The sequence below is a fragment of the Agrobacterium sp. SOY23 genome (assembly GCF_027212525.1).
In the GTDB taxonomy this organism is placed as follows: domain Bacteria; phylum Pseudomonadota; class Alphaproteobacteria; order Rhizobiales; family Rhizobiaceae; genus Agrobacterium; species Agrobacterium tumefaciens_I.
On record NZ_JAPWDT010000008.1, the window covers coordinates 244182 to 264702 of the forward strand.

The 20521-nt window shown below is 59.8% G+C and carries 19 protein-coding genes; all 19 read left to right on the forward strand.

From position 1 onward, the window contains the following. Window positions 1–6: 6 nt before the first annotated feature. The 19 genes from ruvA to O3S81_RS22095 all read left to right on the forward strand — a co-directional run bounded on the left by ruvA (window position 7) and on the right by O3S81_RS22095 (window position 20368). Window positions 7–624, forward strand: coding sequence for a Holliday junction branch migration protein RuvA (gene ruvA / locus O3S81_RS22005; protein WP_003506224.1), 618 nt, complete (start codon window positions 7–9; stop codon window positions 622–624). Window positions 625–752: 128 nt separating this feature from the next. Then, on the forward strand, window positions 753–1793 hold the full coding sequence (gene ruvB / locus O3S81_RS22010) for a Holliday junction branch migration DNA helicase RuvB (protein WP_269346667.1): 1041 nt from the start codon (window positions 753–755) through the stop codon (window positions 1791–1793). Window positions 1794–1928: 135 nt separating this feature from the next. Next, on the forward strand, window positions 1929–2510 hold the full coding sequence (locus O3S81_RS22015; protein WP_269346668.1) for a DinB family protein: 582 nt from the start codon (window positions 1929–1931) through the stop codon (window positions 2508–2510). Next, window positions 2507–3034 (forward strand): NUDIX hydrolase, encoded by a 528-nt coding sequence (locus O3S81_RS22020; RefSeq protein WP_269346670.1) that lies wholly within the window; start codon window positions 2507–2509, stop codon window positions 3032–3034. The genes O3S81_RS22015 and O3S81_RS22020 overlap by 4 nt, the downstream gene beginning before the upstream one ends. Then, complete coding sequence (locus tag O3S81_RS22025; protein ID WP_269346672.1) at window positions 3031–3567, forward strand: NUDIX hydrolase; 537 nt, start codon at window positions 3031–3033, stop codon at window positions 3565–3567. The genes O3S81_RS22020 and O3S81_RS22025 overlap by 4 nt, the downstream gene beginning before the upstream one ends. Continuing rightward, window positions 3564–4004: a tol-pal system-associated acyl-CoA thioesterase gene (gene ybgC, locus O3S81_RS22030; protein ID WP_269346673.1), complete on the forward strand. Its 441-nt coding sequence runs from the start codon at window positions 3564–3566 to the stop codon at window positions 4002–4004. Before O3S81_RS22025 ends, ybgC begins: the two co-directional genes overlap by 4 nt. A gap of 262 nt (window positions 4005–4266) precedes the next feature. Beyond that, on the forward strand, window positions 4267–4986 hold the full coding sequence (gene tolQ / locus O3S81_RS22035) for a protein TolQ (protein WP_269346675.1): 720 nt from the start codon (window positions 4267–4269) through the stop codon (window positions 4984–4986). A gap of 59 nt (window positions 4987–5045) precedes the next feature. After that, entirely contained in the window at window positions 5046–5507 is a 462-nt protein-coding gene (gene tolR / locus O3S81_RS22040) for a protein TolR (RefSeq protein WP_004445732.1), read from the forward strand. A 9-nt stretch (window positions 5508–5516) separates the two neighbouring features. After that, window positions 5517–6686: a TonB C-terminal domain-containing protein gene (locus O3S81_RS22045; RefSeq protein ID WP_269346680.1), complete on the forward strand. Its 1170-nt coding sequence runs from the start codon at window positions 5517–5519 to the stop codon at window positions 6684–6686. A 20-nt stretch (window positions 6687–6706) separates the two neighbouring features. Continuing rightward, a complete protein-coding gene (gene tolB / locus O3S81_RS22050) occupies window positions 6707–8014 on the forward strand; it encodes a Tol-Pal system beta propeller repeat protein TolB (protein ID WP_269346681.1) in 1308 nt (435 codons plus the stop codon). A 210-nt stretch (window positions 8015–8224) separates the two neighbouring features. After that, on the forward strand, window positions 8225–8758 hold the full coding sequence (gene pal / locus O3S81_RS22055) for a peptidoglycan-associated lipoprotein Pal (RefSeq protein ID WP_003506243.1): 534 nt from the start codon (window positions 8225–8227) through the stop codon (window positions 8756–8758). Between the two features lie 158 nt (window positions 8759–8916). Beyond that, window positions 8917–9936, forward strand: a complete 1020-nt coding sequence (gene ybgF / locus O3S81_RS22060) for a tol-pal system protein YbgF (RefSeq protein WP_269346684.1) — start codon at window positions 8917–8919, stop codon at window positions 9934–9936. Between the two features lie 27 nt (window positions 9937–9963). Further along, window positions 9964–11298, forward strand: a complete 1335-nt coding sequence (tilS, locus tag O3S81_RS22065; protein WP_269346685.1) for a tRNA lysidine(34) synthetase TilS — start codon at window positions 9964–9966, stop codon at window positions 11296–11298. Window positions 11299–11452: 154 nt separating this feature from the next. Next, the gene (gene ftsH, locus O3S81_RS22070; RefSeq protein WP_269346687.1) at window positions 11453–13417 is read left to right on the forward strand and encodes an ATP-dependent zinc metalloprotease FtsH; all 1965 of its coding nucleotides are present in this window, start codon (window positions 11453–11455) and stop codon (window positions 13415–13417) included. 189 nt (window positions 13418–13606) lie between these two features. Further along, complete coding sequence (glmM, locus tag O3S81_RS22075; protein ID WP_269346689.1) at window positions 13607–14959, forward strand: phosphoglucosamine mutase; 1353 nt, start codon at window positions 13607–13609, stop codon at window positions 14957–14959. Between the two features lie 187 nt (window positions 14960–15146). Then, entirely contained in the window at window positions 15147–15992 is an 846-nt protein-coding gene (locus O3S81_RS22080) for an outer membrane protein (RefSeq protein WP_269346690.1), read from the forward strand. 212 nt (window positions 15993–16204) lie between these two features. After that, a complete protein-coding gene (locus O3S81_RS22085; protein ID WP_269346692.1) occupies window positions 16205–17383 on the forward strand; it encodes a phosphoserine transaminase in 1179 nt (392 codons plus the stop codon). An 85-nt stretch (window positions 17384–17468) separates the two neighbouring features. Further along, entirely contained in the window at window positions 17469–19064 is a 1596-nt protein-coding gene (serA, locus tag O3S81_RS22090; protein ID WP_269346694.1) for a phosphoglycerate dehydrogenase, read from the forward strand. 227 nt (window positions 19065–19291) lie between these two features. Then, window positions 19292–20368, forward strand: coding sequence for a Tim44 domain-containing protein (locus tag O3S81_RS22095; protein WP_269346695.1), 1077 nt, complete (start codon window positions 19292–19294; stop codon window positions 20366–20368). The last annotated feature ends 153 nt before the right edge of the window (window positions 20369–20521 follow it).

Genomic DNA, 20521 nt, shown 5'->3' on the forward strand with positions numbered 1-20521 from the left:
GGCATCATGATCGGAAAATTGAAGGGCAGCATCGAAGAAATCGGCGCGGATTACGTGCTGGTGGATGTGCATGGCGTCTGTTACGTCGCCTATTGTTCGGCGCGCACCCTGTCGAAAATCGGCTCCGTCGGGGAAGCGGTGGTGCTGTTCATCGAAACCTACGTGCGTGAGGACCAGCTGAAGCTCTTCGGCTTTCTCTCGGCGCTGGAGCGGGAATGGTTCAACCTGCTGCAAAGTGTGCAGGGGGTTGGCTCGAAAGTGGCACTGGCCGTCCTGTCCACGCTTTCTCCTTCGGAACTCGCCAATGCCATCGCGCTTCAGGACAAGGTGATGATTTCGCGCGCGCCCGGCGTCGGGCCCAAGGTGGCGGTGCGCCTCGTGACCGAGCTTCGCAACAAGGCACCCGCCTTTGCCGGAGAGGCCTCTGCCTCCATCGGCCTCAAGCAGGAGCTTGGAGAGGGTGTCGCCTCCGCGCCGGTGGCGGATGCCGTTTCAGCACTCACCAATCTCGGCTATTCGCGCGACCAGGCCGCCAATGCGGTTGCCGCCGCGCTGAAGAATGGCGGGGAGGGTGGCGACAGCGCCAAGCTCATCCGGCTTGGGCTGAAGGAGCTTTCGCGGTAAGGACGGTCTGTCAATCGGACGTAGAGCCCATACATATCCTGAATTTCGTGAAGCGCGTTGTCGCGATAGTCGTGATATAGCGACGGCGGTCACCTGATGAATTTGACGAGAACAATGGAATGCCCTGAATGAGCGATGCGGAAAGATTGATCACCCCCGAAAAGCGCGGCGAGGATATCGACACCACGCTGCGTCCGCAGTCGCTGGATGATTTTACCGGCCAGGCGGAAGCCCGCGCCAATCTCAAGGTGTTCATCGAGGCGGCCAAGAACCGTGGCGAGGCGCTGGACCACGTGCTGTTTGTCGGCCCGCCCGGCCTCGGCAAGACGACGCTGGCGCAGATCATGGCCAAGGAGCTTGGTGTCAATTTCAAGTCCACCTCGGGACCGGTCATCGCCAAGGCGGGCGATCTTGCGGCCCTCCTTACCAATCTCGAGGAGCGCGATGTGCTCTTCATCGACGAAATCCATCGACTCAATCCGGCGGTGGAGGAAATCCTCTATCCGGCCATGGAGGATTTTCAGCTCGATCTGATCATTGGTGAGGGACCGGCGGCGCGCTCGGTGAAGATCGATCTTTCCAAATTCACCCTTGTGGCCGCCACCACCCGTCTAGGCCTGCTGACGACGCCGCTGCGCGACCGTTTCGGCATTCCCGTCCGGCTGGCCTTCTACACGGTCGATGAACTGGAGCGGATCGTCCGGCGCGGGGCGCGGCTGATGGGGCTCAACATGACCGACGAGGGCGCACGCGAAGTGGCAAGGCGTGCCCGCGGCACACCGCGTATTGCCGGGCGGCTTTTGCGCCGGGTGCGCGATTTCGCCGAGGTGGCGCGCGCGGAAGCCGTTACCCGCGAGATTGCCGATGAGGCTCTGACGCGGCTTCTGGTCGACAATATGGGTCTCGACCAGCTGGACATGCGGTATCTCACCATGATCGCCGTCAATTTCGGCGGCGGCCCCGTCGGCATCGAAACCATCGCCGCCGGTCTCTCGGAGCCGCGTGATGCCATTGAGGACATCATCGAACCCTACATGATCCAGCAGGGTTTCATCCAGCGCACGCCGCGCGGGCGCATCCTGACCGCGACGGCCTGGAAACATCTCGGCATGCAGCCACCGAAGGATCTCGAGGCGGCGCAGTTCCGGCTGACGCTGGAGGATGATTGAGAAAAAAGCCGGCATGCCCACGGGGGCCTGCCTATCTGACCGGGCAGGAAGACGGTGCAAAGGTTCTGAACGCAGGCCGGAGCTTGAGCACTCCGATTGAACGAGGCCGGCTTTTTGCAGGATGGAGGAATAGTGATGGCTTACGATCCGCTACGGGTCTTTCGCAAACTCGCGCGCAACAACCGGTTGGCCAATTTCCGGCTGCATCAGGCCTGTCTTCAGCTTCCGCAGGAGGCCTTCATTGCGCGCCGCGTCAGCTTCTTCGCGACGATCCGGGCGACGTTGAACCACATCCATACCGTCGACCGTTTTTATATTGACGCCCTGCAGGGTGGAACGCTCGGCTTTGCCGCCTTTGCGGTAGTGGAGCCCTTCGCCACCATGGCGGCGCTGCACGACGCCCAGACGGAGCTTGACGAGGTGCTGATCGCATTTGTCGATGGGCTCGATGAGGGAGATCTCGCGGCCTCCGTCAATATTCACCGCGGCGCGCGCATCCAGCAGGATCGTTGCGACGATGTCCTCTCCCATCTCTTCCAGCATCAGACGCATCATCGCGGGCAGGTGCATGCGATGCTGTCCGACACTGCGGTAAAACCGCCGCAACTGGATGAATTCATTGTGGGAGATGATGCACAGGCGAGAAAAGTCGAGATGGATGCGTTAGGATGGGCGGAACCCGATTTGATGTTTCCGGCCCGCAGGTCAGTACAATGACGCACGATACGAAAAAACAGGACACCCGCATTCGCATGAAATTCAAGCCGAAGCGCATCTTCCAGATGCGCGTTGCGGGATTGGCGTTTCGTGATGGCCACGTGCTGGTGCACCGGGCGTCGCATGAAAAATTCTGGACATTCCCGGGTGGTCGCGCCGAAATGGGCGAGCGCTCCGAAGAAACGCTGGCGCGGGAAATGGTGGAGGAGCTGGGTGTCGAGGCCAAGGTGGGAAGGCTTCTCTGGGCGGTGGAGAATTTTTTCCACTATGAAGGCAAGGACTGGCACGAACTCGGCTTTTATTATCTGATGGACCTGCCGCAGACGCTGGCCTTTCATCCCACGGCTGTCATTCACCGCGTTCAGGACGGTGATAACGAACTGGAGTTCCGTTGGGTCGAGGCCACGCGACAGGCATTGACGGAGCTTGATATTCCGCCCTATTTCATCGCCGACGAAATAGAACACCTGCCGCAGACCACAAGACACCTCGTCTGGCATGACGGCGATCTGGACGATAAATGACTTCTGCCCCTGAACGCCACATGATCCGGCTGGACCGGAAACCGCAGCTCTTCAGCATGCGGGTTGCGGCGCTGATCTTGCAGAACGATCATCTTCTCGTCCAGCGCGGCACCAAGGACAATTATTGGGCCTTGCCGGGCGGAAGGGCGGAAATCGGCGAAAGCTCCGAAGAAACCATCATCCGCGAGATCGGCGAGGAACTTGAGCGGGATTGCTCGGTCGAGCGCCTTCTCTGGTCGGCCGAAAACTTTTTTGCCTATGACGGTTATGCTGCGCACGAGTTGGCATTTTATTATCTCATCTCGCTTGCGGCACCTTTTCCGTTCCATGAAAACGATATTGTGCACCGGATTGTGGATGGCACCGAGGTGGAGTTCCGCTGGCTGCCGGCTCAGCCTTCCGTCTTGCTCAAAAACGATCTGCGGCCCCGGTTTATCGCGGAGCGCATCGGGGTGCTACCTCAGCGTCACGAGCATCTTATCGTCTGCGAAGGTCGTTCCCCTGCGGCCGAAATTCTCAAGGAGACAGTATGAGCGGGCTTGTGGTTTCGCTTTCGGGTGAGCTTATCGAACATGGCCATCGTCTGACGCAGCGGGTCTATTATGAGGATACGGATTTTTCCGGTCTCGTTTATCATGCGCGTTATCTGCATTTTCTCGAGCGTGGCCGCACCGATTATCTACGTTGCCTCGGCTGCGAACAGAGCGCGCTTCTGACCGCCGATGAGGAAGGTCTGGTCTTCGTCGTTCACCGCATGGAGATCGATTTCAAGACCCCGGCACGGATGGACGACGTCTTGACCATCACCACCGTGACCGAGAAGGCGGGCGGCGCGAAAATGGTGCTCAATCAGGAAATCCGGCGTGGCGAAACGCTGCTCGTCGCCGCCAAGGTGATCATCGCCGTCATCAATGCCAATGGCCGCCCAAGGCGGCTTCCGGAGACGGTGGCGGAAAAATTCCTGAAGTAATTGACGGCCGGGCGCAGTAAATCCACCCGGCGTGGCCCGGCTGTAACACTCCTTTAACCATAATGGTGTCTTACTTTAGCAACTGGCATTTGTGCGGCGCACGCCTTCCTTTCACCAAATTTATTGGCAAGTAAGGCTTACTGGCAAGTATCGGGGTATGGCTAAGGGGTTAACGGCTACGGCCGTACGACTTCGAGCGTTAACACGCGTTTGAATCGCCCGGTCCCGTACCGGGCGTTTGGATTCGGGGATTGGATTATTTATGGAACAGGCAGGTTTGGCAGCGGCGACGCATGATGTAAGTCTCTGGGCGCTGTTTATGCAGGCGGGCTTCATCGTAAAGCTCGTGATGATCGGACTTATCGCCGCCTCGGTCTGGACGTGGGCGATCGTCTTCGACAAATATGTGACTTTCGGTAAGGCGAAGCGCCAGTTCGACCAGTTCGAACAGGTCTTCTGGTCCGGCCAGTCGCTCGAGGAGCTTTATCGCACGCTGGCGGAGCGCCAGAATGGCGGTCTTGCGGCGATTTTCGTTTCTGCCATGCGGGAATGGAAAAAATCCTTCGAGCGTGGCGCACGTTCGCCCATCGGCCTGCAGATGCGTATCGACCGGGCGATGGATGTGACGATCGCGCGTGAAGGCGAACAATACGAGGCCCGCCTCGGTTCGCTCGCAACGATCGGTTCGGCCGGCCCGTTCATCGGTCTTTTCGGTACGGTTGTCGGTATCATGACCTCGTTCCAGGCGATCGCCGGTTCGAAGTCGACCAACCTTGCGGTCGTGGCACCGGGTATCGCCGAGGCGCTTCTGGCGACGGCTATCGGTCTCGTCGCGGCTATTCCGGCGGTTATCGCCTACAACAAGTTCACGGCCGATGCGCACAAGCTTTCCGCTCGCATGGAAGGTTTTGCCGACGAGTTCTCCGCGATCCTGTCGCGCCAGATCGATGAAAAACTTCAGACGCGGCAGGCCGCCCAATAAGCGGCCGCGATTGAGATGCCGTGCAGTAATTTGCCGCAAGGCAAAATGGAGTAGATGATATGGGTATGTCAGCAGGTGGCAGCGGCGGCGGTTCCGGTGGACGCCGGGGTGGGCGCGGCGGACGGCGCAGAGGTGGCGCGATCAGCGAGATCAACGTGACGCCACTGGTCGACGTCATGCTCGTGCTGCTCATCATCTTCATGGTGGCAGCGCCGATGATGACGGTCGGTGTGCCGATCGACCTGCCGCAGACCTCCGCAAATGCTCTGAATTCGGACACCCAACCGATCACCATTTCCGTCAATGCCAATGGCCAGATCCATTTGCAGGAAACGGAAATCCAGGCAGCCGAAGTGGCCGACAAGCTGCAGGCGATCGCCACCACGGGTTATAACGAACGCATCTTCGTGCGCGCAGATTCCGTTGCCGCCTATGGCGTCGTTGCCGATGTGATGGCGCGTATCCAGGCGGCAGGCTTCAAGAATATCGGCCTCGTGACCCAGCAGAAACAGGACAATTGACGTAAGACGATGAAGGGCAGCCTTACCACATCCGCGATCGTGCACGCGTCGCTTCTGGCTTTCGCCCTTGTCTCCCTGGGCTCGCCGGAACCGCTCGACGTGTCACAGGCCGAGGCACTGCCGGTGGAGCTGGTGCCGATCGAGGAACTGACCCAGATCCAGCAGGGCGACAAGAACGCGCCGAAGGCCGAGAAGTCCGCCCCTGTTCCCACCACGCGTCCTGATATCATCGAGAATGCGCAGAATATCGGCAACAACACCGCCGATATCGAAGCGCCTCCGACCCCGACCGCCAAGCCCAACGACAATATCGCCGCAGCCGCTCCGCCCAAGCAGGAGAAGCCGCAGCCGGTCGTCGATACCAAGGCGAACGAGGTGAAGGAAATCGTCAAGGAAGAAACCTCGGCCCCCAAGCCGCAGGAAATGGCCGCCTTGCCGCAGACCAAGCCCGAAATAGCGCCGCAGCCGAAGACGGAACCGCCACCGCAGGAAACCAAGGCGGAAGAGCCGCCGCCGGCAACGCAGGAGCCGGCCGAAATTCCCGTGCCGCAAAACGTTCCGCGCCCAAATTCCCGCCCGGAGCCGCCGAAGCCGGAGGAGCCGAAACAGGCTGAGACCAAGCCCGCCGAGCAGAAGCCGGCCGAAAAACCGGCTGAGAAAAAGCCGGATCAGGCAAAGTCCACGGACAAGCCTTCCGACAAGAAGCCGGGCGAGAAGAAGCAGGAGACTGCAAAATCCGCCTCTTCGAAGGAGAGCGATTTTAACGCCGATGACGTTGCCGCCCTGTTGAACAAGCAGGCGCCCTCCGGTGGCGGTGCCAAGCGCTCCACCCAGCAGGCAGCCCTTGGCGGCAAAAAATCGACCGGCGGCTCGACGCTCAGCCAGACGGAAATGGATGCGCTACGCGGTGCGATCCAGAAGAACTGGCAGATCATTCCCGGTATGGCGGATGCTTCGGACGTTCGCGTCCGGGTGACCATGAAGCTTGACCGTGACGGAACCATCATTGGTCGGCCCGAGATCGAGGCAACCGGCGGTTCGGAAGGAACGCGCCGTGCTCTTTCCGGCGGAGCCTATCGCGCCATCATGCGTTCTGCTCCGTTCACGAACCTTCCCGCCGAAAAATACGATGCATGGAGCGAAGTTGTCGTGAACTTCGATCCCAGTGAATTGCTATGAATGCTGAAAGGCCTGGCAACATGAAGATATTTTCGCCGATCCGGCTGGTGCTCGCTGTCGCGGCCCTCATGTCGGTTTTCTCCGTACCGGCTTTTGCACGGGTGGAAATCAACATCAACAAGGGCAACGTCGAGCCGCTGCCGATCGCCATCACCGACTTCATGTCGAGTGACGGCATCGGTGCGCAGGTTTCGGCCGTCATCGCCGCCGACCTGCAGCGTTCCGGCCTGTTTGCGCCGGTCAACAAGAATGCCTTCATCGAAAAGATCAGCAATCCGGATCAGCAGCCGCGTTTCGAGGACTGGAAGGTCATCAACGCACAGGCGCTCGTCACCGGCCGCGTGACGCGCGAGAGCGACGGTCGTCTGCGCGCCGAATTCCGCCTGTGGGATACTTTCGCCGGCCAGCAGTTGGCTGGACAGCAATTCTTCACCCAGCCGGAAAACTGGCGTCGTGTCGCCCATATCATCGCGGACGCCATCTACGAGCGCGTCACCGGTGAAAAGGGCTATTTCGATACCCGCGTCGTTTTTGTCTCCGAAAGCGGCCCGAAGACGGCCCGCAAGCGCCAGCTGTCGATCATGGACCAGGACGGCTTCAACGTCCGCAACCTCACCAATTCGAACGATATCGTTCTGACGCCGCGTTTCTCGCCGAACCGCCAGGAAGTGACCTACATGTCCTTCGAAGGCCAGCAGCCGCGCGTTTACCTGCTGCAGCTGGAAACCGGACAGCGCGAAGTCGTCGGCAACTTCCCCGGCATGACCTTCTCGCCGCGCTTCTCGCCGGATGGCCAGAAGGTCATCATGAGCCTTCAGCAGGACGGTAATGCCAATATCTACACCATGGACCTGCGCTCGCGCACCACGACGCGTCTGACGAATACGGCCGCGATCGATACCGCGCCCTCCTATTCGCCTGACGGTCAGCGTGTCGCCTTTGAAAGCGACCGCGGCGGGCGCCAGCAGATTTACGTCATGAATGCCGATGGCTCCGGCCAGCAGCGCGTCTCCTTCGGTGATGGTTCCTATTCCACGCCGGTCTGGTCTCCGCGCGGCGATCTGATCGCTTTCACCAAGCAGTCGGGCGGCAAGTTCTCGATTGGCGTGATGAAGACCGACGGCTCGGGCGAACGTATCCTCACCAGCGGTTTCCACAATGAAGGCCCGACCTGGGCGCCGAATGGCCGCGTGCTGATGTTCTTCCGTCAGAACGCCGGTGCGGGTGGTCCGCAGCTCTATTCGATCGATCTGACGGGCTACAACGAACAGCTCATCAAGACGCCGACCTTCGCTTCGGATCCGGCCTGGTCGCCGCTTCTGGACTGATATTGACTGCCACAGCGGCGCCGGTCTGAACCGGCGCCGTCATGTTTTACGCATGCCATGGGGAAGTGCGCCTCTTTCTTGCCGCAAAGTGTTGTGAGGGAGCAAAAAAGTGGGACATTTCCTTTCTGTTAACCATAAGCGTTTGTCGGCTATTAACCGCGATCAGTTAGTGTCCGACAACGTTATTGAAATCCTAAGGAGAGACCGGCGATGAGCCGTACACACATTTCGGCACTCAGCCCCATGCAGAAACTGGCCCGTAACCCGGCTGTCATCGCCATGACGCTCGCGCTTGCTCTTGCAGGCTGCGCGAACAAGAAGAACATGCCGAACAGCGCCGGTGAACTTGGCCTTGGTGGCGCGGGTTCCGCAACGCCGGGCTCCCAGCAGGACTTCACGGTCAATGTCGGCGACCGCATCTTCTTCGACACCGACTCCACCTCGATCCGCGCCGACGCCCAGCAGACCCTGCAGCGTCAGGCCCAGTGGCTGGCCCGTTACCCGAACTACGCAATCACCGTCGAAGGCCATGCCGACGAACGCGGTACGCGTGAATACAACCTGGCGCTCGGCGCCCGTCGTGCCGCTGCAACCCGTGACTTCCTGGCTTCCCAGGGTGTTCCGGCAAACCGCATGAAGACCATCTCCTACGGCAAGGAAAAGCCGGTCGCGGTTTGCGACGACATTTCCTGCTGGTCCCAGAACCGCCGCGCTGTGACGGTTCTCGGTGGCGCGGGCATGTGATTGCCTGACGTTATTGTGAACGTGAACGAGAGGCGGTCTTCGGGCCGCCTTTTGTTTTTTTCATAGTTTGGCCGAAGTTAAGTTGCTTTTTCGGTTGATATGGAAAAAATCCGGCTTGCGCCATTCCGGTGCAAATCAGTTAAGGCAGGACGAATGAGATGAAGAAACTTGTCGTGGCGGGAATGCTGGGGCTTGCAGCCTGCACCGGCTTGAGCGGCATCGCCGTTTCGGGTCCGCTGTTTGGTGCGGGGGGTAGCTTCGGCACGATCAACTCTCAGCAACAGCCCCCGGTCGTCCGGGTTCAGGCCAATGAAGCCTATCGGGTTCAGCAGCTTGAAGAACAGATCCGGCAGCTCAACGGCCGTATCGAAGAAATGAGCTTCCAGCTCCTGCAGATGCAGGAAACGATCCGAAAGGCACAGGAAGACAACGAGTTCCGCTTCCAGGAACTGGAAGGCGGCAATGGCGGTGGTAAGGGTGCAAGCCCGGCCGCTGCACCGAAAAAGAAGGCGGAAGCCAGTCCGGTCAACCCGGCCTCGCCGCCGACCGACGACGTTGCAACGATCATCGAAACGCCACCCGAGGGTGGCGCTTCCGTTTCGTCCTCCGCTCCGTCCAATGGCGCAACGGGCGCTCCGGGAGAAACGACGCTCGGTTCGATCGAGCTCGATTCCAAAGGAATGCCGGTTGGCGGCACGCTGAACCAGGGCGCCAACAATTCCTCCGGCAGCCTTCCCGGCGTGACCACCGGTAACAGCACCCGCAAGACCGATCCGGTCAATACGGCGGCGCTGACCAGCGAAGGCGATATCTATCAGGCCGCTTATGGCCATGTGCTTTCCGGGGACTACAAGCTGGCGGAGCAGGGCTTCCAGCAATATCTCCAGGGCTACCCCAAGGGCGCCAAGGCGGCCGATGCGAGCTTCTGGCTGGGCGAGGCGCAATATTCGCAGGGCAAGTTCAACGAGGCGGCGAAGACTTTCCTCAACGGCCATCAGGCCTATGGCAAATCTCTGAAGGCGCCGGAAATGCTGATGAAGCTCGGCATGTCGCTTGCTGCTCTCGACAATACCGAAACCGCCTGCGCCACGCTGCGCGAGGTGCCGAAGCGTTATCCCAATGCCTCCAAGACCGTGCTGACCAAGGTTGCCAGCGAACAGAAACGGCTGAGCTGCTGATTTTTTCCTGCCATGGCGGGTATTTCCATGCCGGTTGATGCCCGCATTTCGAATGAAGAGACAGTCGCGCCGCTTGCGGCGGTGAAGTCTTTTGTCGAAAATCTCCACAAACCCACCCATATCCTCGTTGCAATCTCAGGCGGCAGCGACTCCACCGGCCTGTTGCTGGCATTAAACGAGGCAAGATCGGCTGGCGGCGATGGGCTGCGACTTTCCGCCGTCACGATCGACCATGCGCTGAGGGCAGAATCCGCCGATGAGGCGCGCAAGGTCGCCGTGCTCTGCGCCGAACTTGGAATTCCCCACACGACACGCCGATGGGATGGCGCAAAGCCGGCCTCCGGCCTGTCCGAAGCCTCCCGGCTTGCGCGTTATCGCCTGATTGCCGACGTTGCCCGGGCAACCGGCGCCGATCTTGTTGCGACCGGGCACACAATCGGCGACCAGCGCGAAACCGTGGCGATGCGCGCTGCGCGTAGCGGCGGCAGTGACAATCTCGGCCTCTCCGGCATGGCGGATGCGGTCCTATATGATGCACATCTCTGGATCATGCGGCCGTTTCTCACCTGCGAGAGACAGGCGATCCGTGATTACGTATCGTCACGCTCGCGGCATTGGCTGGACGACCCGAGCAATGAAAATGTCAGATATGAGCGGGTCCGCGTGCGGCAGGTGCTGCCCTACTCCCCGATTGCGCTTGATGACAGCGCTGCCGTCAGAAGGCGGATGCTTTCCGAAAGAACAGCCGTTTTCCTGCACGAACATGCCGAGGTTTTTCATGCCGCCCTTGCCAGATTGGCCGGCGATAACGTCAATCCCGATCTTCCCGAGTTTCGGCATGGACTGGCGGCGTTGATCGCCACACTTGGCGGCAGATCCTATTTTCCGGCTGCAAGCAGTATGGAGCGCGTTCTGCTCTTTCTCAAAACGGGTGAAAACGGGCGAATGACCGTCGGCCGGGTTTTGCTCGAGCGCCGGCGGGACGGGCTCTATATTTTTCGTGAACAGCGAAACCTGCCGGAGTTTGAAATCGAGCCGTCCGGGCAGGCCCTTTGGGATGATCGTTTCCTGGTGAAAAACGGAGCGGACTTTGCAATTGATGTTATGGCGGGCAGAGCTGGCACCGCTGAGCAGGCCGCGGCGCTCTTTCCATCGGCGCCCGCCGGGGTGGCGAAACCGGCAATGGCGGGTCTGCCGCAAATTGCCGCAGCGGCCGAAGGGAGGGTTTCCATGCCGGAGGTCGCCGTCATCACGCCAAGGCTTGCCCCTTTCGATCTTTTCCTGCCGCGTTTCGACCTTGAGTTGGCGAATGCAATCGCCAATTTATTCGGGCGGCCGGCCTATCCACAGCCCCCGGTTTAAATCCGGCCTCTTTTTCGTGAATTGCCATGGAATAGTTTTTACACCAAAACGCATCAGATAATGCGCTTTGCCTTGGCAAGGGCATATGTCGTCCTTATGTTAGGGGCACATAATGGCGGGCAGCAGATATGCCCGTGTGAGTTCGGGGAGTTCGATGAACCCAAATTTCAGAAATTTCGCCTTGTGGGCCGTGATCGCCCTCTTGCTGATCGCGTTGTTCAGCATGTTCCAGACGTCGCCGACGCAAACGGGTTCGCGGGAAATTCCGTATTCCCAGTTTCTTCGCGATGTGGATTCCGGGCGAGTTCGCGACGTGACCGTCACCGGTAACCGGGTTCTCGGAACCTATACCGAAAACGGCACGGCCTTTCAGACCTATTCCCCCGTCATCGACGACAGCCTGATGGAGCGCTTGCAGAGCAAGAACGTCACCATCGTGGCGCGTCCCGAAAGCGATGGCTCGTCCGGTTTCCTGAGCTACCTCGGCACTCTTCTGCCGATGTTCCTCATCCTCGGCGTCTGGCTGTTCTTCATGCGGCAGATGCAGGGTGGTTCGCGCGGCGCGATGGGCTTTGGCAAATCCAAGGCCAAGCTTTTGACGGAAGCGCATGGCCGCGTCACCTTTGACGATGTTGCAGGCGTGGACGAAGCCAAGCAGGACCTCGAGGAAATCGTGGAATTCCTGCGTGATCCGCAGAAGTTCCAGCGTCTCGGCGGTAAAATTCCGCGCGGCGTGCTGCTCGTTGGTCCTCCAGGCACCGGTAAGACGCTTCTCGCGCGCTCCGTTGCCGGTGAAGCCAATGTGCCGTTCTTCACCATTTCCGGTTCGGACTTCGTTGAAATGTTCGTCGGCGTCGGTGCAAGCCGCGTGCGTGACATGTTCGAACAGGCCAAGAAGAACGCGCCCTGCATCATCTTCATCGACGAAATCGACGCCGTCGGCCGCCACCGTGGCGCCGGTCTCGGCGGTGGTAACGACGAGCGCGAGCAGACCTTGAACCAGCTGCTGGTCGAGATGGACGGTTTCGAGGCGAATGAAGGCATTATCCTCATCGCCGCCACCAACCGTCCCGACGTTCTGGACCCCGCACTTCTGCGTCCCGGCCGTTTCGACCGTCAGGTCGTCGTGCCGAACCCGGATATTGTCGGCCGCGAACGCATCCTCAAGGTGCATATCCGCAACGTGCCGCTGGCGCCGAATGTCGATCTTAAGGTTCTGGCCCGTGGTACGCCCGGTTTTTCGGGTGCTGACCTGATGAACCTCGTCAACGAAGCCGCCCTCATGGCCGCCCGCCGCAACAAGCGCGTGGTCACCATGCAGGAGTTCGAAGACGCCAAGGACAAGATCATGATGGGTGCGGAACGCCGCTCTTCCGCCATGACCGAAGCCGAAAAGAAGCTGACTGCCTATCACGAGGCCGGCCATGCGATCACCGCGCTGAAGGTCGCCGTGGCTGACCCGTTGCACAAGGCGACGATCATTCCGCGCGGCCGTGCACTCGGCATGGTCATGCAGCTGCCGGAAGGCGACCGCTATTCCATGAGCTACAAGTGGATGGTCTCGCGTCTCGTCATCATGATGGGCGGACGCGTCGCCGAGGAACTGACCTTCGGCAAGGAGAACATTACCTCCGGTGCGTCTTCCGATATCGAGCAGGCCACCAAGCTTGCCCGCGCCATGGTTACGCAATGGGGCTTCTCCGATGCTCTCGGCCAGGTGTCCTATGGCGAAAACCAGCAGGAAGTCTTCCTCGGCCACTCCGTCTCGCAGTCGAAGAATGTCTCCGAAGCGACGGCCCAGACCATCGACACGGAAGTTCGCCGCCTGATCGACGAGGCTTATGCCGAGGCACGCCGTATCCTGACGGAAAACCACGATGGTTTCGTTGCGATTGCCGAGGGGCTGCTCGAATACGAAACCCTGACGGGTGACGAAATCAAGGCGCTGCTGAAGGGCGAAAAGCCCGCCCGCGATCTGGGCGACGATTCTCCGGGCAGCCGTGGTTCTGCGGTTCCGAAGGCCGGCACCAAAAAGGACGGCCCCAGCGAAGCAAAGGGCGATGGCGAGACCAAGGGTGACGGCGAAGCCGAAGGCGGCATGGAGCCGCAGCCGCACTGATCGCTTTCGCAAACGCATGATTGTGAAAGGCCATCCGGGTTTCCGGGTGGCCTTTTCATTTTGGTAACAAGATATAAGCCATTTTTGCGCTAATTTACGTGCTGTTTATCGTGGTTTGTGGCATCTAGCCAAAAACGCTTCCGGCTATTTTTATCTTTTGCCGGAATGCCCGAGAGATTTGGAGTTCAAATGGCACGCCGTTATTTCGGAACCGATGGTATCCGTGGACAATCGAACGTCTTTCCCATGACGCCGGATCTGGCGATGCGCGTGGGTATTGCCGTTGGCACGATCTTCCGCCGGGGCCATCATCGCCATCGCGTCGTGATCGGCAAGGATACGCGCCTTTCGGGCTATATGCTGGAAAACGCGCTGGTCGCCGGTTTCACCGCAGCCGGCCTTGATGTCTTCCTGCTCGGCCCCATCCCGACACCGGCAGTTGCCATGCTCACGCGCTCGTTGCGCGCTGATATCGGCGTGATGATCTCGGCCTCGCACAATCCTTTCTCCGATAACGGCATCAAGCTTTTCGGACCGGATGGCTACAAGCTCTCCGATGAGCTGGAGCTTGAGATCGAGGATCTTCTCGACAAGGACATCTACGCCCAGCTGGCCAAGCCGAGTGAAATCGGTCGCGCCAAGCGTGTCGATGGCGACATCTATCGTTACATCGAATTCGTCAAACGTACCCTGCCGCGTGATGTGACGCTGAGCGGGCTCAGGATCGCCATCGATTGCGCCAATGGTGCCGCCTACAAGGTGGCGCCGGCAGCGCTCTGGGAACTGGGTGCTGAAGTCGTTACCATCGGCAACGAGCCGAACGGCATCAATATCAATCTCGAATGCGGCTCCACCCACCCGGAAGCCCTGCAGAAGAAAGTGCACGAAGTGCGGGCCGATATCGGCATCGCGCTCGATGGGGATGCGGACCGCGTCATCATCGTTGATGAGCGCGGCGAAATCGTCGATGGCGACCAGCTAATGGCGGTCATCGCCGATAGCTGGGCTGCTGACAACACACTGCGCGGTGGCGGCATTGTCGCGACCGTCATGTCCAATCTCGGCCTGGAACGCTTCCTAGGCGACAAGGGCCTCACCCTTGCCCGCACCAAGGTCGGCGACCGTTATGTCGTCGAACATATGCGCAATCACAATTTCAACGTCGGTGGTGAGCAGTCCGGCCATATCGTATTGTCGGATTATGGCACAACCGGAGATGGCCTCGTGGCGGCATTGCAGGTTCTCGCCAAGGTCAAGCGCTCCGGCCGCACGGTCAGCGAAGTTTGCCGCAAGTTCGAGCCGGTGCCGCAGCTCTTGAAGAATGTGCGAATTTCCGGCGGCAAGCCGCTCGAAAACCCTGTCGTGCAGCAGGCGATTGCGGATGCGGAAAGCGCCTTGGCCAATAATGGCCGTCTCGTCATCCGCCCTTCCGGCACCGAGCCGCTGATCCGCGTCATGGCGGAGGGTGATGACAGTGCGAAGGTGGAGCAGATCGTCAACGATCTCGTTGGCGTCATTACCAATGCCCGATCGGCCGCGTAAGGCTTACTGATAATAACGCAACAAGAAGCCGGCCCCGACGCCGGCTTTTTCTTTGAGTATTCGCTAATAAATATAGTGAATGATCGTGGTTAATCGGGACTTAACCATTTTACGTCAATCTCCATGACTGAACCGTTCACTGGCATCTGCTGCCGAAACCGCACGTGCCTCTTCTGGAGTGGAAGTCATGAAAAACGCCCTGGCCGGATTTCTGGCCGTCCTGCTGACCGGCACCAGCGCTATTGCTGCCGATCTTTATCAAGCCGAGCCTGCGCCGGCCTATGTCGAGGCCCCCGAAGTTGCGATCACCCAGGCGAGCGGCTGGTATCTGCGCGGCGATGTCGGTTATTCCTTCAACAAGCTGCGCGGCGCCCATTATTATCAGGGCGGACCGGGTGGTTATCTCCGGGACTTCGATACCGCGACAATCAAGGACAGTTATGTCATCGGTGGTGGTGTCGGTTATCAGTTCAACAACTATCTCCGCAGCGATGTGACCTTTGACTATATGGGGAAATCGGATTTCCGCGGTTCCACGAGCGGTTTCTGCGGCTCCGTTCCCGGTCGCTGCGTCTCGGCTGATCTCAGTTCGTTGAGCGCCTATACGCTGATGGCCAACGCCTATGTCGATCTCGGCACCTATGGTCGCGTCACGCCTTATGTCGGCGGTGGTATCGGCGGCTCCTATGTCAAGTGGGACAAGCTGCGCAACACCTCGTGCAGCGTTAATGGTCTCGGCTGCGATCCGACCACCGAGCACGGCGGCAAGGGCAAGTGGCGCTTCGCTTACGCGCTGATGGCCGGCGCATCCATCGACGTCACCTGTAACCTGAAGGCCGATATCGGCTATCGTTTCCGCCACATCAACAAGGGTGACATGTTCGCTTATGAGAATGGTGGCGGCCCGGGCCGTGACAAGGGTCTCTATTCGCACGAGGTGCGCGTTGGCGGCCGTTATGTCTTCAATGGCTGCGATACGGCACAATATATGCCGCCTGCCGATATTCCACTGCAGCCTGCCGTTTATAAATAAACGTCACGCCCTGCTGGTAGTTTCAAACCGTCCGCATCCTCCGGGTGCGGGCGGTTTTGTTTTGGCGGCATCTGACCCGACGCATGACGCATATGGACCAAAATTCTTCTGCGTAGCGACATATTCCGCTTGACTGAGGTCGGCGACAGGAATAGCAACGGCGTCAGGACACCTCTCCCTAACGAGAGGCGCCTATCTGAAAGGGTAGTTAAATGACAGATATAGTGAAGCCGGACGTCCGTCCGGGCAATACGCATTTTTCCTCTGGTCCCTGCTCGAAGCGTCCCGGTTGGTCGCTAGATGCTCTCTCCGATGCACCGCTCGGTCGCTCGCATCGCGCCAAGGTTGGCAAAGCCAAGCTGAAGCAGGCCATCGATCTCACCCGTGAAATTCTGAACGTTCCTGCCGATTATCGCATCGGTATCGTTCCCGCGTCCGACACCGGCGCCGTTGAAATGGCGCTCTGGTCGCTGCTCGGTGAACGCGGTGTCGATATGCTCGCCTGGGAAAGCTTCGGTGCCGGCTGGGTCACCGATGTCGTCAAGCAGCTGAAGCTGAAGGACGTGCGCAAGTTCGAGGCCGATTACGGCCTGCTGCCGAACCTCGCCGAAGTCGATTTCGACCGTGACGTGGTCTTCACCTGGAACGGCACGACCTCCGGCGTTCGCGTTCCCAATGCCGATTTCATTCCGGCCGACCGTAAGGGCCTGACTATCTGCGATGCCACCTCGGCGGCTTTCGCACAGGACATGGACTTTACGAAACTCGACGTCGTCACCTTCTCCTGGCAGAAGGTTCTGGGCGGTGAGGGCGGCCATGGTGTCATCATTCTGTCGCCGCGTGCTGTCGAGCGTCTGCTGAGCTATTCGCCCACTTGGCCGCTGCCGAAAATCTTCCGCATGGTTTCCGGCGGCAAGCTGATCGAAGGCATCTTCACCGGCGAAACCATCAACACGCCGTCCATGCTCTGCGTTGAAGACTATATCGACGCTCTGCTGTGGGCGAAGAACCTCGGTGGCCTGAAGGCGCTGATCGGCCGTGCCGATGCCAATGCCAAGGTCATCTACGACTTCATCGAGAAGAATGACTGGATCGCCAATCTGGCCGTCAAGCTGGAAACCCGCTCCAACACCTCCGTCTGCCTGAAGATCGTCGATCCCGAGGTGCAGGCGCTGGATGCCGCCGCGCAGGCGGACTTCGCCAAGGGCGTCGTCGCCCTGCTCGAAAAGGAAAATGTCGCCCTCGATATCGGCGCTTACCGTGACGCACCGTCCGGTCTGCGCATCTGGGCCGGCGCCACCATCGAGACGGCGGATATGGAAGCCGTCATGCCCTGGCTCGCCTGGGCCTACCAGACGCAGAAAGCAGCGCTTTCCAAAGCTGCCGCCTGATTTTGATACCGGCCCTGCGCGGATGCAGGGCCGCACATTCCCCATTCGTACATTTCCATCACTTCCTTCAAGGAGCCCGTGAACCATGGCACCTCGCGTACTCGTATCCGACGAACTGTCGGAAACCGCCGTCCAGATTTTCCGTGATCGTGGCGTCGAAGTCGATTTCCAGCCGAAGCTCGGCAAGGACAAGGACAAGCTTGCCGAAATCATCGGCAATTATGATGGTCTCGCCATCCGTTCCGCCACCAAGGCGACCGAAAAGCTGATCGAAGCCGCGACCAATCTCAAGGTCATCGGCCGCGCCGGCATCGGCGTCGACAATGTCGATATTCCGGCTGCTTCGCGCCGCGGTATCATCGTCATGAACACGCCCTTCGGCAACTCCATCACCACCGCCGAACACGCCATCGCGCTGATGTTCGCCGTCGCCCGCCAGCTTCCGGCCGCCGACAGCTCCACGCAGGCCGGCAAGTGGGAAAAGTCGAAATTCATGGGTGTTGAGATCACCGGCAAGACGCTCGGCGTCATCGGTGCCGGCAACATCGGCTCCATCGTCTGCTCGCGTGCGCTTGGCCTCAAGATGCATGTTCTCGCCTATGACCCCTTCCTCTCGCCGGAGCGCGCGCAGGAAATGGGCGTCACCAAGGTTGAGCTGGACGAGTTGCTGGCCCAGGCCGATTTCATCACCCTGCATGTGCCGATGACCGACAAGACACGCGGCATCCTGAACGCTGAAAACCTTGCCAAGACCAAGAAGGGCGTGCGTATCGTCAACTGCGCCCGTGGCGGTCTGGTGGATGAAGCGGCTCTTGCCGAAGCCATCAAGTCCGGCCATGTCGCCGGTGCCGGTTTCGACGTGTTCGAAGTCGAGCCCGCCACAGAGAGCCCGCTTTTCGGCCTGCCGAACGTTGTCTGCACGCCGCACCTTGGCGCCTCGACCACCGAAGCGCAGGAAAATGTTGCCCTGCAGGTTGCCGAGCAGATGTCGGATTACCTCGTCAAGGGTGCCGTTTCCAACGCCATCAACATGCCGTCGATCACCGCGGAAGAAGCGCCGCGCCTGAAGCCCTTCATCCGTCTGGCGGATGTTCTCGGCTCTTTCGTTGGTCAGGTGCAGGAAAGCGCCACCAAGGAAATCGAAATCCTTTATGATGGCGCAACTGCCAACATGAACACCAAGGCGCTGACCAGCGCGTTGCTGGCCGGTCTCATCCGCAGCCAGGTTGCGGATGTGAACATGGTTTCCGCCCCTGTCATGATCAAGGAAAAGGGCATCATCCTGTCCGAGGTCAAGCGCGACAAGACCGGCGTCTACGACGGTTACATCAAGCTGACGGTGAAGACGGAAAACCAGATCCGCTCTGTCGCCGGCACGGTCTTCTCGGATGGCAAGCCGCGCTTCATCCAGATCAAGAACATCAACATGGATGCCGATGTCGGATCGCACATGATCTACATCACCAATACCGACGTTCCCGGCATGATCGGCTTCATGGGCACCACGCTCGGTGAAGCTGGTGTCAACATCGCCAACTTCCAGCTCGGCCGTGAAAAGGAAGGCGGCGACGCCATCGCGCTTCTTTATGTCGATGGCCCGGTTTCTGAAACCGTGCTCGACAAGCTGCGGGCCAACCCGGCGATCCGCCAGGTCAAGCCGCTGACGTTTAACGTCGACTGATACGCCTATCGTTCCTCCCAAGGGGACAATAAGGCCCGGTGCAGGGGAAACCCTGTGCCGGGTTTTTCGTTTTTCCAATGACTGTTTCGTCGCAAAATGCGTGAGATTATCGCATTGGTTGCATATCACAAAAAATTTAAGCCGAGTGGTCTAAAAATGATGATCATGAGTTGCTATATCGCCTGCTGACATGCCGCTCATGGGAGGGCGGCCAACAGGAGATAACAATGTTTGCTGCCTTTCGGCGCTTCAAGGGTTTGTTCGCAGTCGCCGCGCTTGGTATCGCGGTGTCTTTCGTTGCCGTTGACATGGCAGAGGCGCGCCGCGCCAGCGGCGGTTTCGGCAGCCGCGGCACGCGGACCTATTCCGCTCCGCCTTCGACCAGCACGGCACCCGGCCAGACCGCGCCGATCAACCGCAGCATGACCCCGAATACGAACCAGAACCAGGCGACACCGGGCGCGGCCCAGCCGGCACGCCCCGGCGCGCAGGCCCCGCAGCAGAACCGTGGCCTGTTCGGCGGCATGATGGGTGGTCTGATGGGCGGCCTGTTGATGGGCGGCCTGTTCGGCATGCTGCTGGGCGGCGGTTTTGGCGGCATGGCCGGTTTCTTCGGCATGCTGCTGCAGGTGGCGCTGATCGGTCTTCTGGTCATGTTCGCCATGCGTTTCTTCGCCTCGCGCCGTCAGGGCCAGCCGGCCTATGGTTCGGCAGGCGGATCGCAGCGCACGGATAACTCCGGTTCCTCCTTTAACGGTGGTTCGCAGGCGGGCTCTTCCGCATCCTCGTTCAAGATCCCGAAGATCGGCGCGCTTGCCGGCGCTGCGGGCGGTGTGGCTGCTGCAACTGCGGCCAAGCCGGTGCCGCATGCCAATGCCGTGTCGGAAGGCGATGAAATCGGCATTACCCAGGGTGACCTCGAAACCTTCCAGAAGATGCTGGAAGACGTACAGGCTGCCTATGCCGCCGAGGATTACGGCACATTGCGCAAGCTGACGACGCCGGAAGCCATGTCCTACCTCGCCGAAGAACTGAGCGACAATGCCACCAGCGGCGTGAAGAACGACGTGCGTGACGTGACGCTGCTGCAGGGCGATGTCGCCGAAGCCTGGCACGAAGAGGGGCAGGACTATGCGACGGTGGCGATGCGTTATTCCGCCATCGATGTGATGCGCGACCGCAACTCCGGCAAGGTGATCGAAGGCGACGAGCAGCATCCGTCCGAAGCGGTCGAGATGTGGACCTTCGTACGCCGCGCGGGCAATGACAACTGGCAGGTCGCAGCCATTCAGGCCGCTGCCTGAGGCGAAGGATTCGATCTTTATTGAATGAAACGGCCCGGAGGTTCCCCAACCTCCGGGCTTTTGTTTGTGAGGACTCACAATGATCTCCGTCCCGAGGTTGGCCACACTTCAGCTTCGCCCCGCGCAAGACCGGCAGGCGGTAAAAAAATCGAC

Bases quoted from the DNA above. Each gene is read 5' to 3' on its own strand.
- O3S81_RS22015 (WP_269346668.1), top strand. From the start codon at position 1,929: ATGGCTTACGATCCGCTACGGGTCTTTCGCAAACTCGCGCGCAACAAC.
- tilS (WP_269346685.1), top strand. From the start codon at position 9,964: ATGCCGGTTGATGCCCGCATTTCGAATGAAGAGACAGTCGCGCCGCTT.
- O3S81_RS22080 (WP_269346690.1), top strand. From the start codon at position 15,147: ATGAAAAACGCCCTGGCCGGATTTCTGGCCGTCCTGCTGACCGGCACC.
- ybgF (WP_269346684.1), top strand. From the start codon at position 8,917: ATGAAGAAACTTGTCGTGGCGGGAATGCTGGGGCTTGCAGCCTGCACC.
- ruvA (WP_003506224.1), top strand. From the start codon at position 7: ATGATCGGAAAATTGAAGGGCAGCATCGAAGAAATCGGCGCGGATTAC.
- O3S81_RS22045 (WP_269346680.1), top strand. From the start codon at position 5,517: ATGAAGGGCAGCCTTACCACATCCGCGATCGTGCACGCGTCGCTTCTG.
- tolB (WP_269346681.1), top strand. From the start codon at position 6,707: ATGAAGATATTTTCGCCGATCCGGCTGGTGCTCGCTGTCGCGGCCCTC.
- ybgC (WP_269346673.1), top strand. From the start codon at position 3,564: ATGAGCGGGCTTGTGGTTTCGCTTTCGGGTGAGCTTATCGAACATGGC.
- glmM (WP_269346689.1), top strand. From the start codon at position 13,607: ATGGCACGCCGTTATTTCGGAACCGATGGTATCCGTGGACAATCGAAC.
- serA (WP_269346694.1), top strand. From the start codon at position 17,469: ATGGCACCTCGCGTACTCGTATCCGACGAACTGTCGGAAACCGCCGTC.
- pal (WP_003506243.1), top strand. From the start codon at position 8,225: ATGAGCCGTACACACATTTCGGCACTCAGCCCCATGCAGAAACTGGCC.
- ftsH (WP_269346687.1), top strand. From the start codon at position 11,453: ATGAACCCAAATTTCAGAAATTTCGCCTTGTGGGCCGTGATCGCCCTC.
- O3S81_RS22025 (WP_269346672.1), top strand. From the start codon at position 3,031: ATGACTTCTGCCCCTGAACGCCACATGATCCGGCTGGACCGGAAACCG.
- ruvB (WP_269346667.1), top strand. From the start codon at position 753: ATGAGCGATGCGGAAAGATTGATCACCCCCGAAAAGCGCGGCGAGGAT.
- tolR (WP_004445732.1), top strand. From the start codon at position 5,046: ATGGGTATGTCAGCAGGTGGCAGCGGCGGCGGTTCCGGTGGACGCCGG.
- O3S81_RS22095 (WP_269346695.1), top strand. From the start codon at position 19,292: ATGTTTGCTGCCTTTCGGCGCTTCAAGGGTTTGTTCGCAGTCGCCGCG.
- O3S81_RS22085 (WP_269346692.1), top strand. From the start codon at position 16,205: ATGACAGATATAGTGAAGCCGGACGTCCGTCCGGGCAATACGCATTTT.
- O3S81_RS22020 (WP_269346670.1), top strand. From the start codon at position 2,507: ATGACGCACGATACGAAAAAACAGGACACCCGCATTCGCATGAAATTC.
- tolQ (WP_269346675.1), top strand. From the start codon at position 4,267: ATGGAACAGGCAGGTTTGGCAGCGGCGACGCATGATGTAAGTCTCTGG.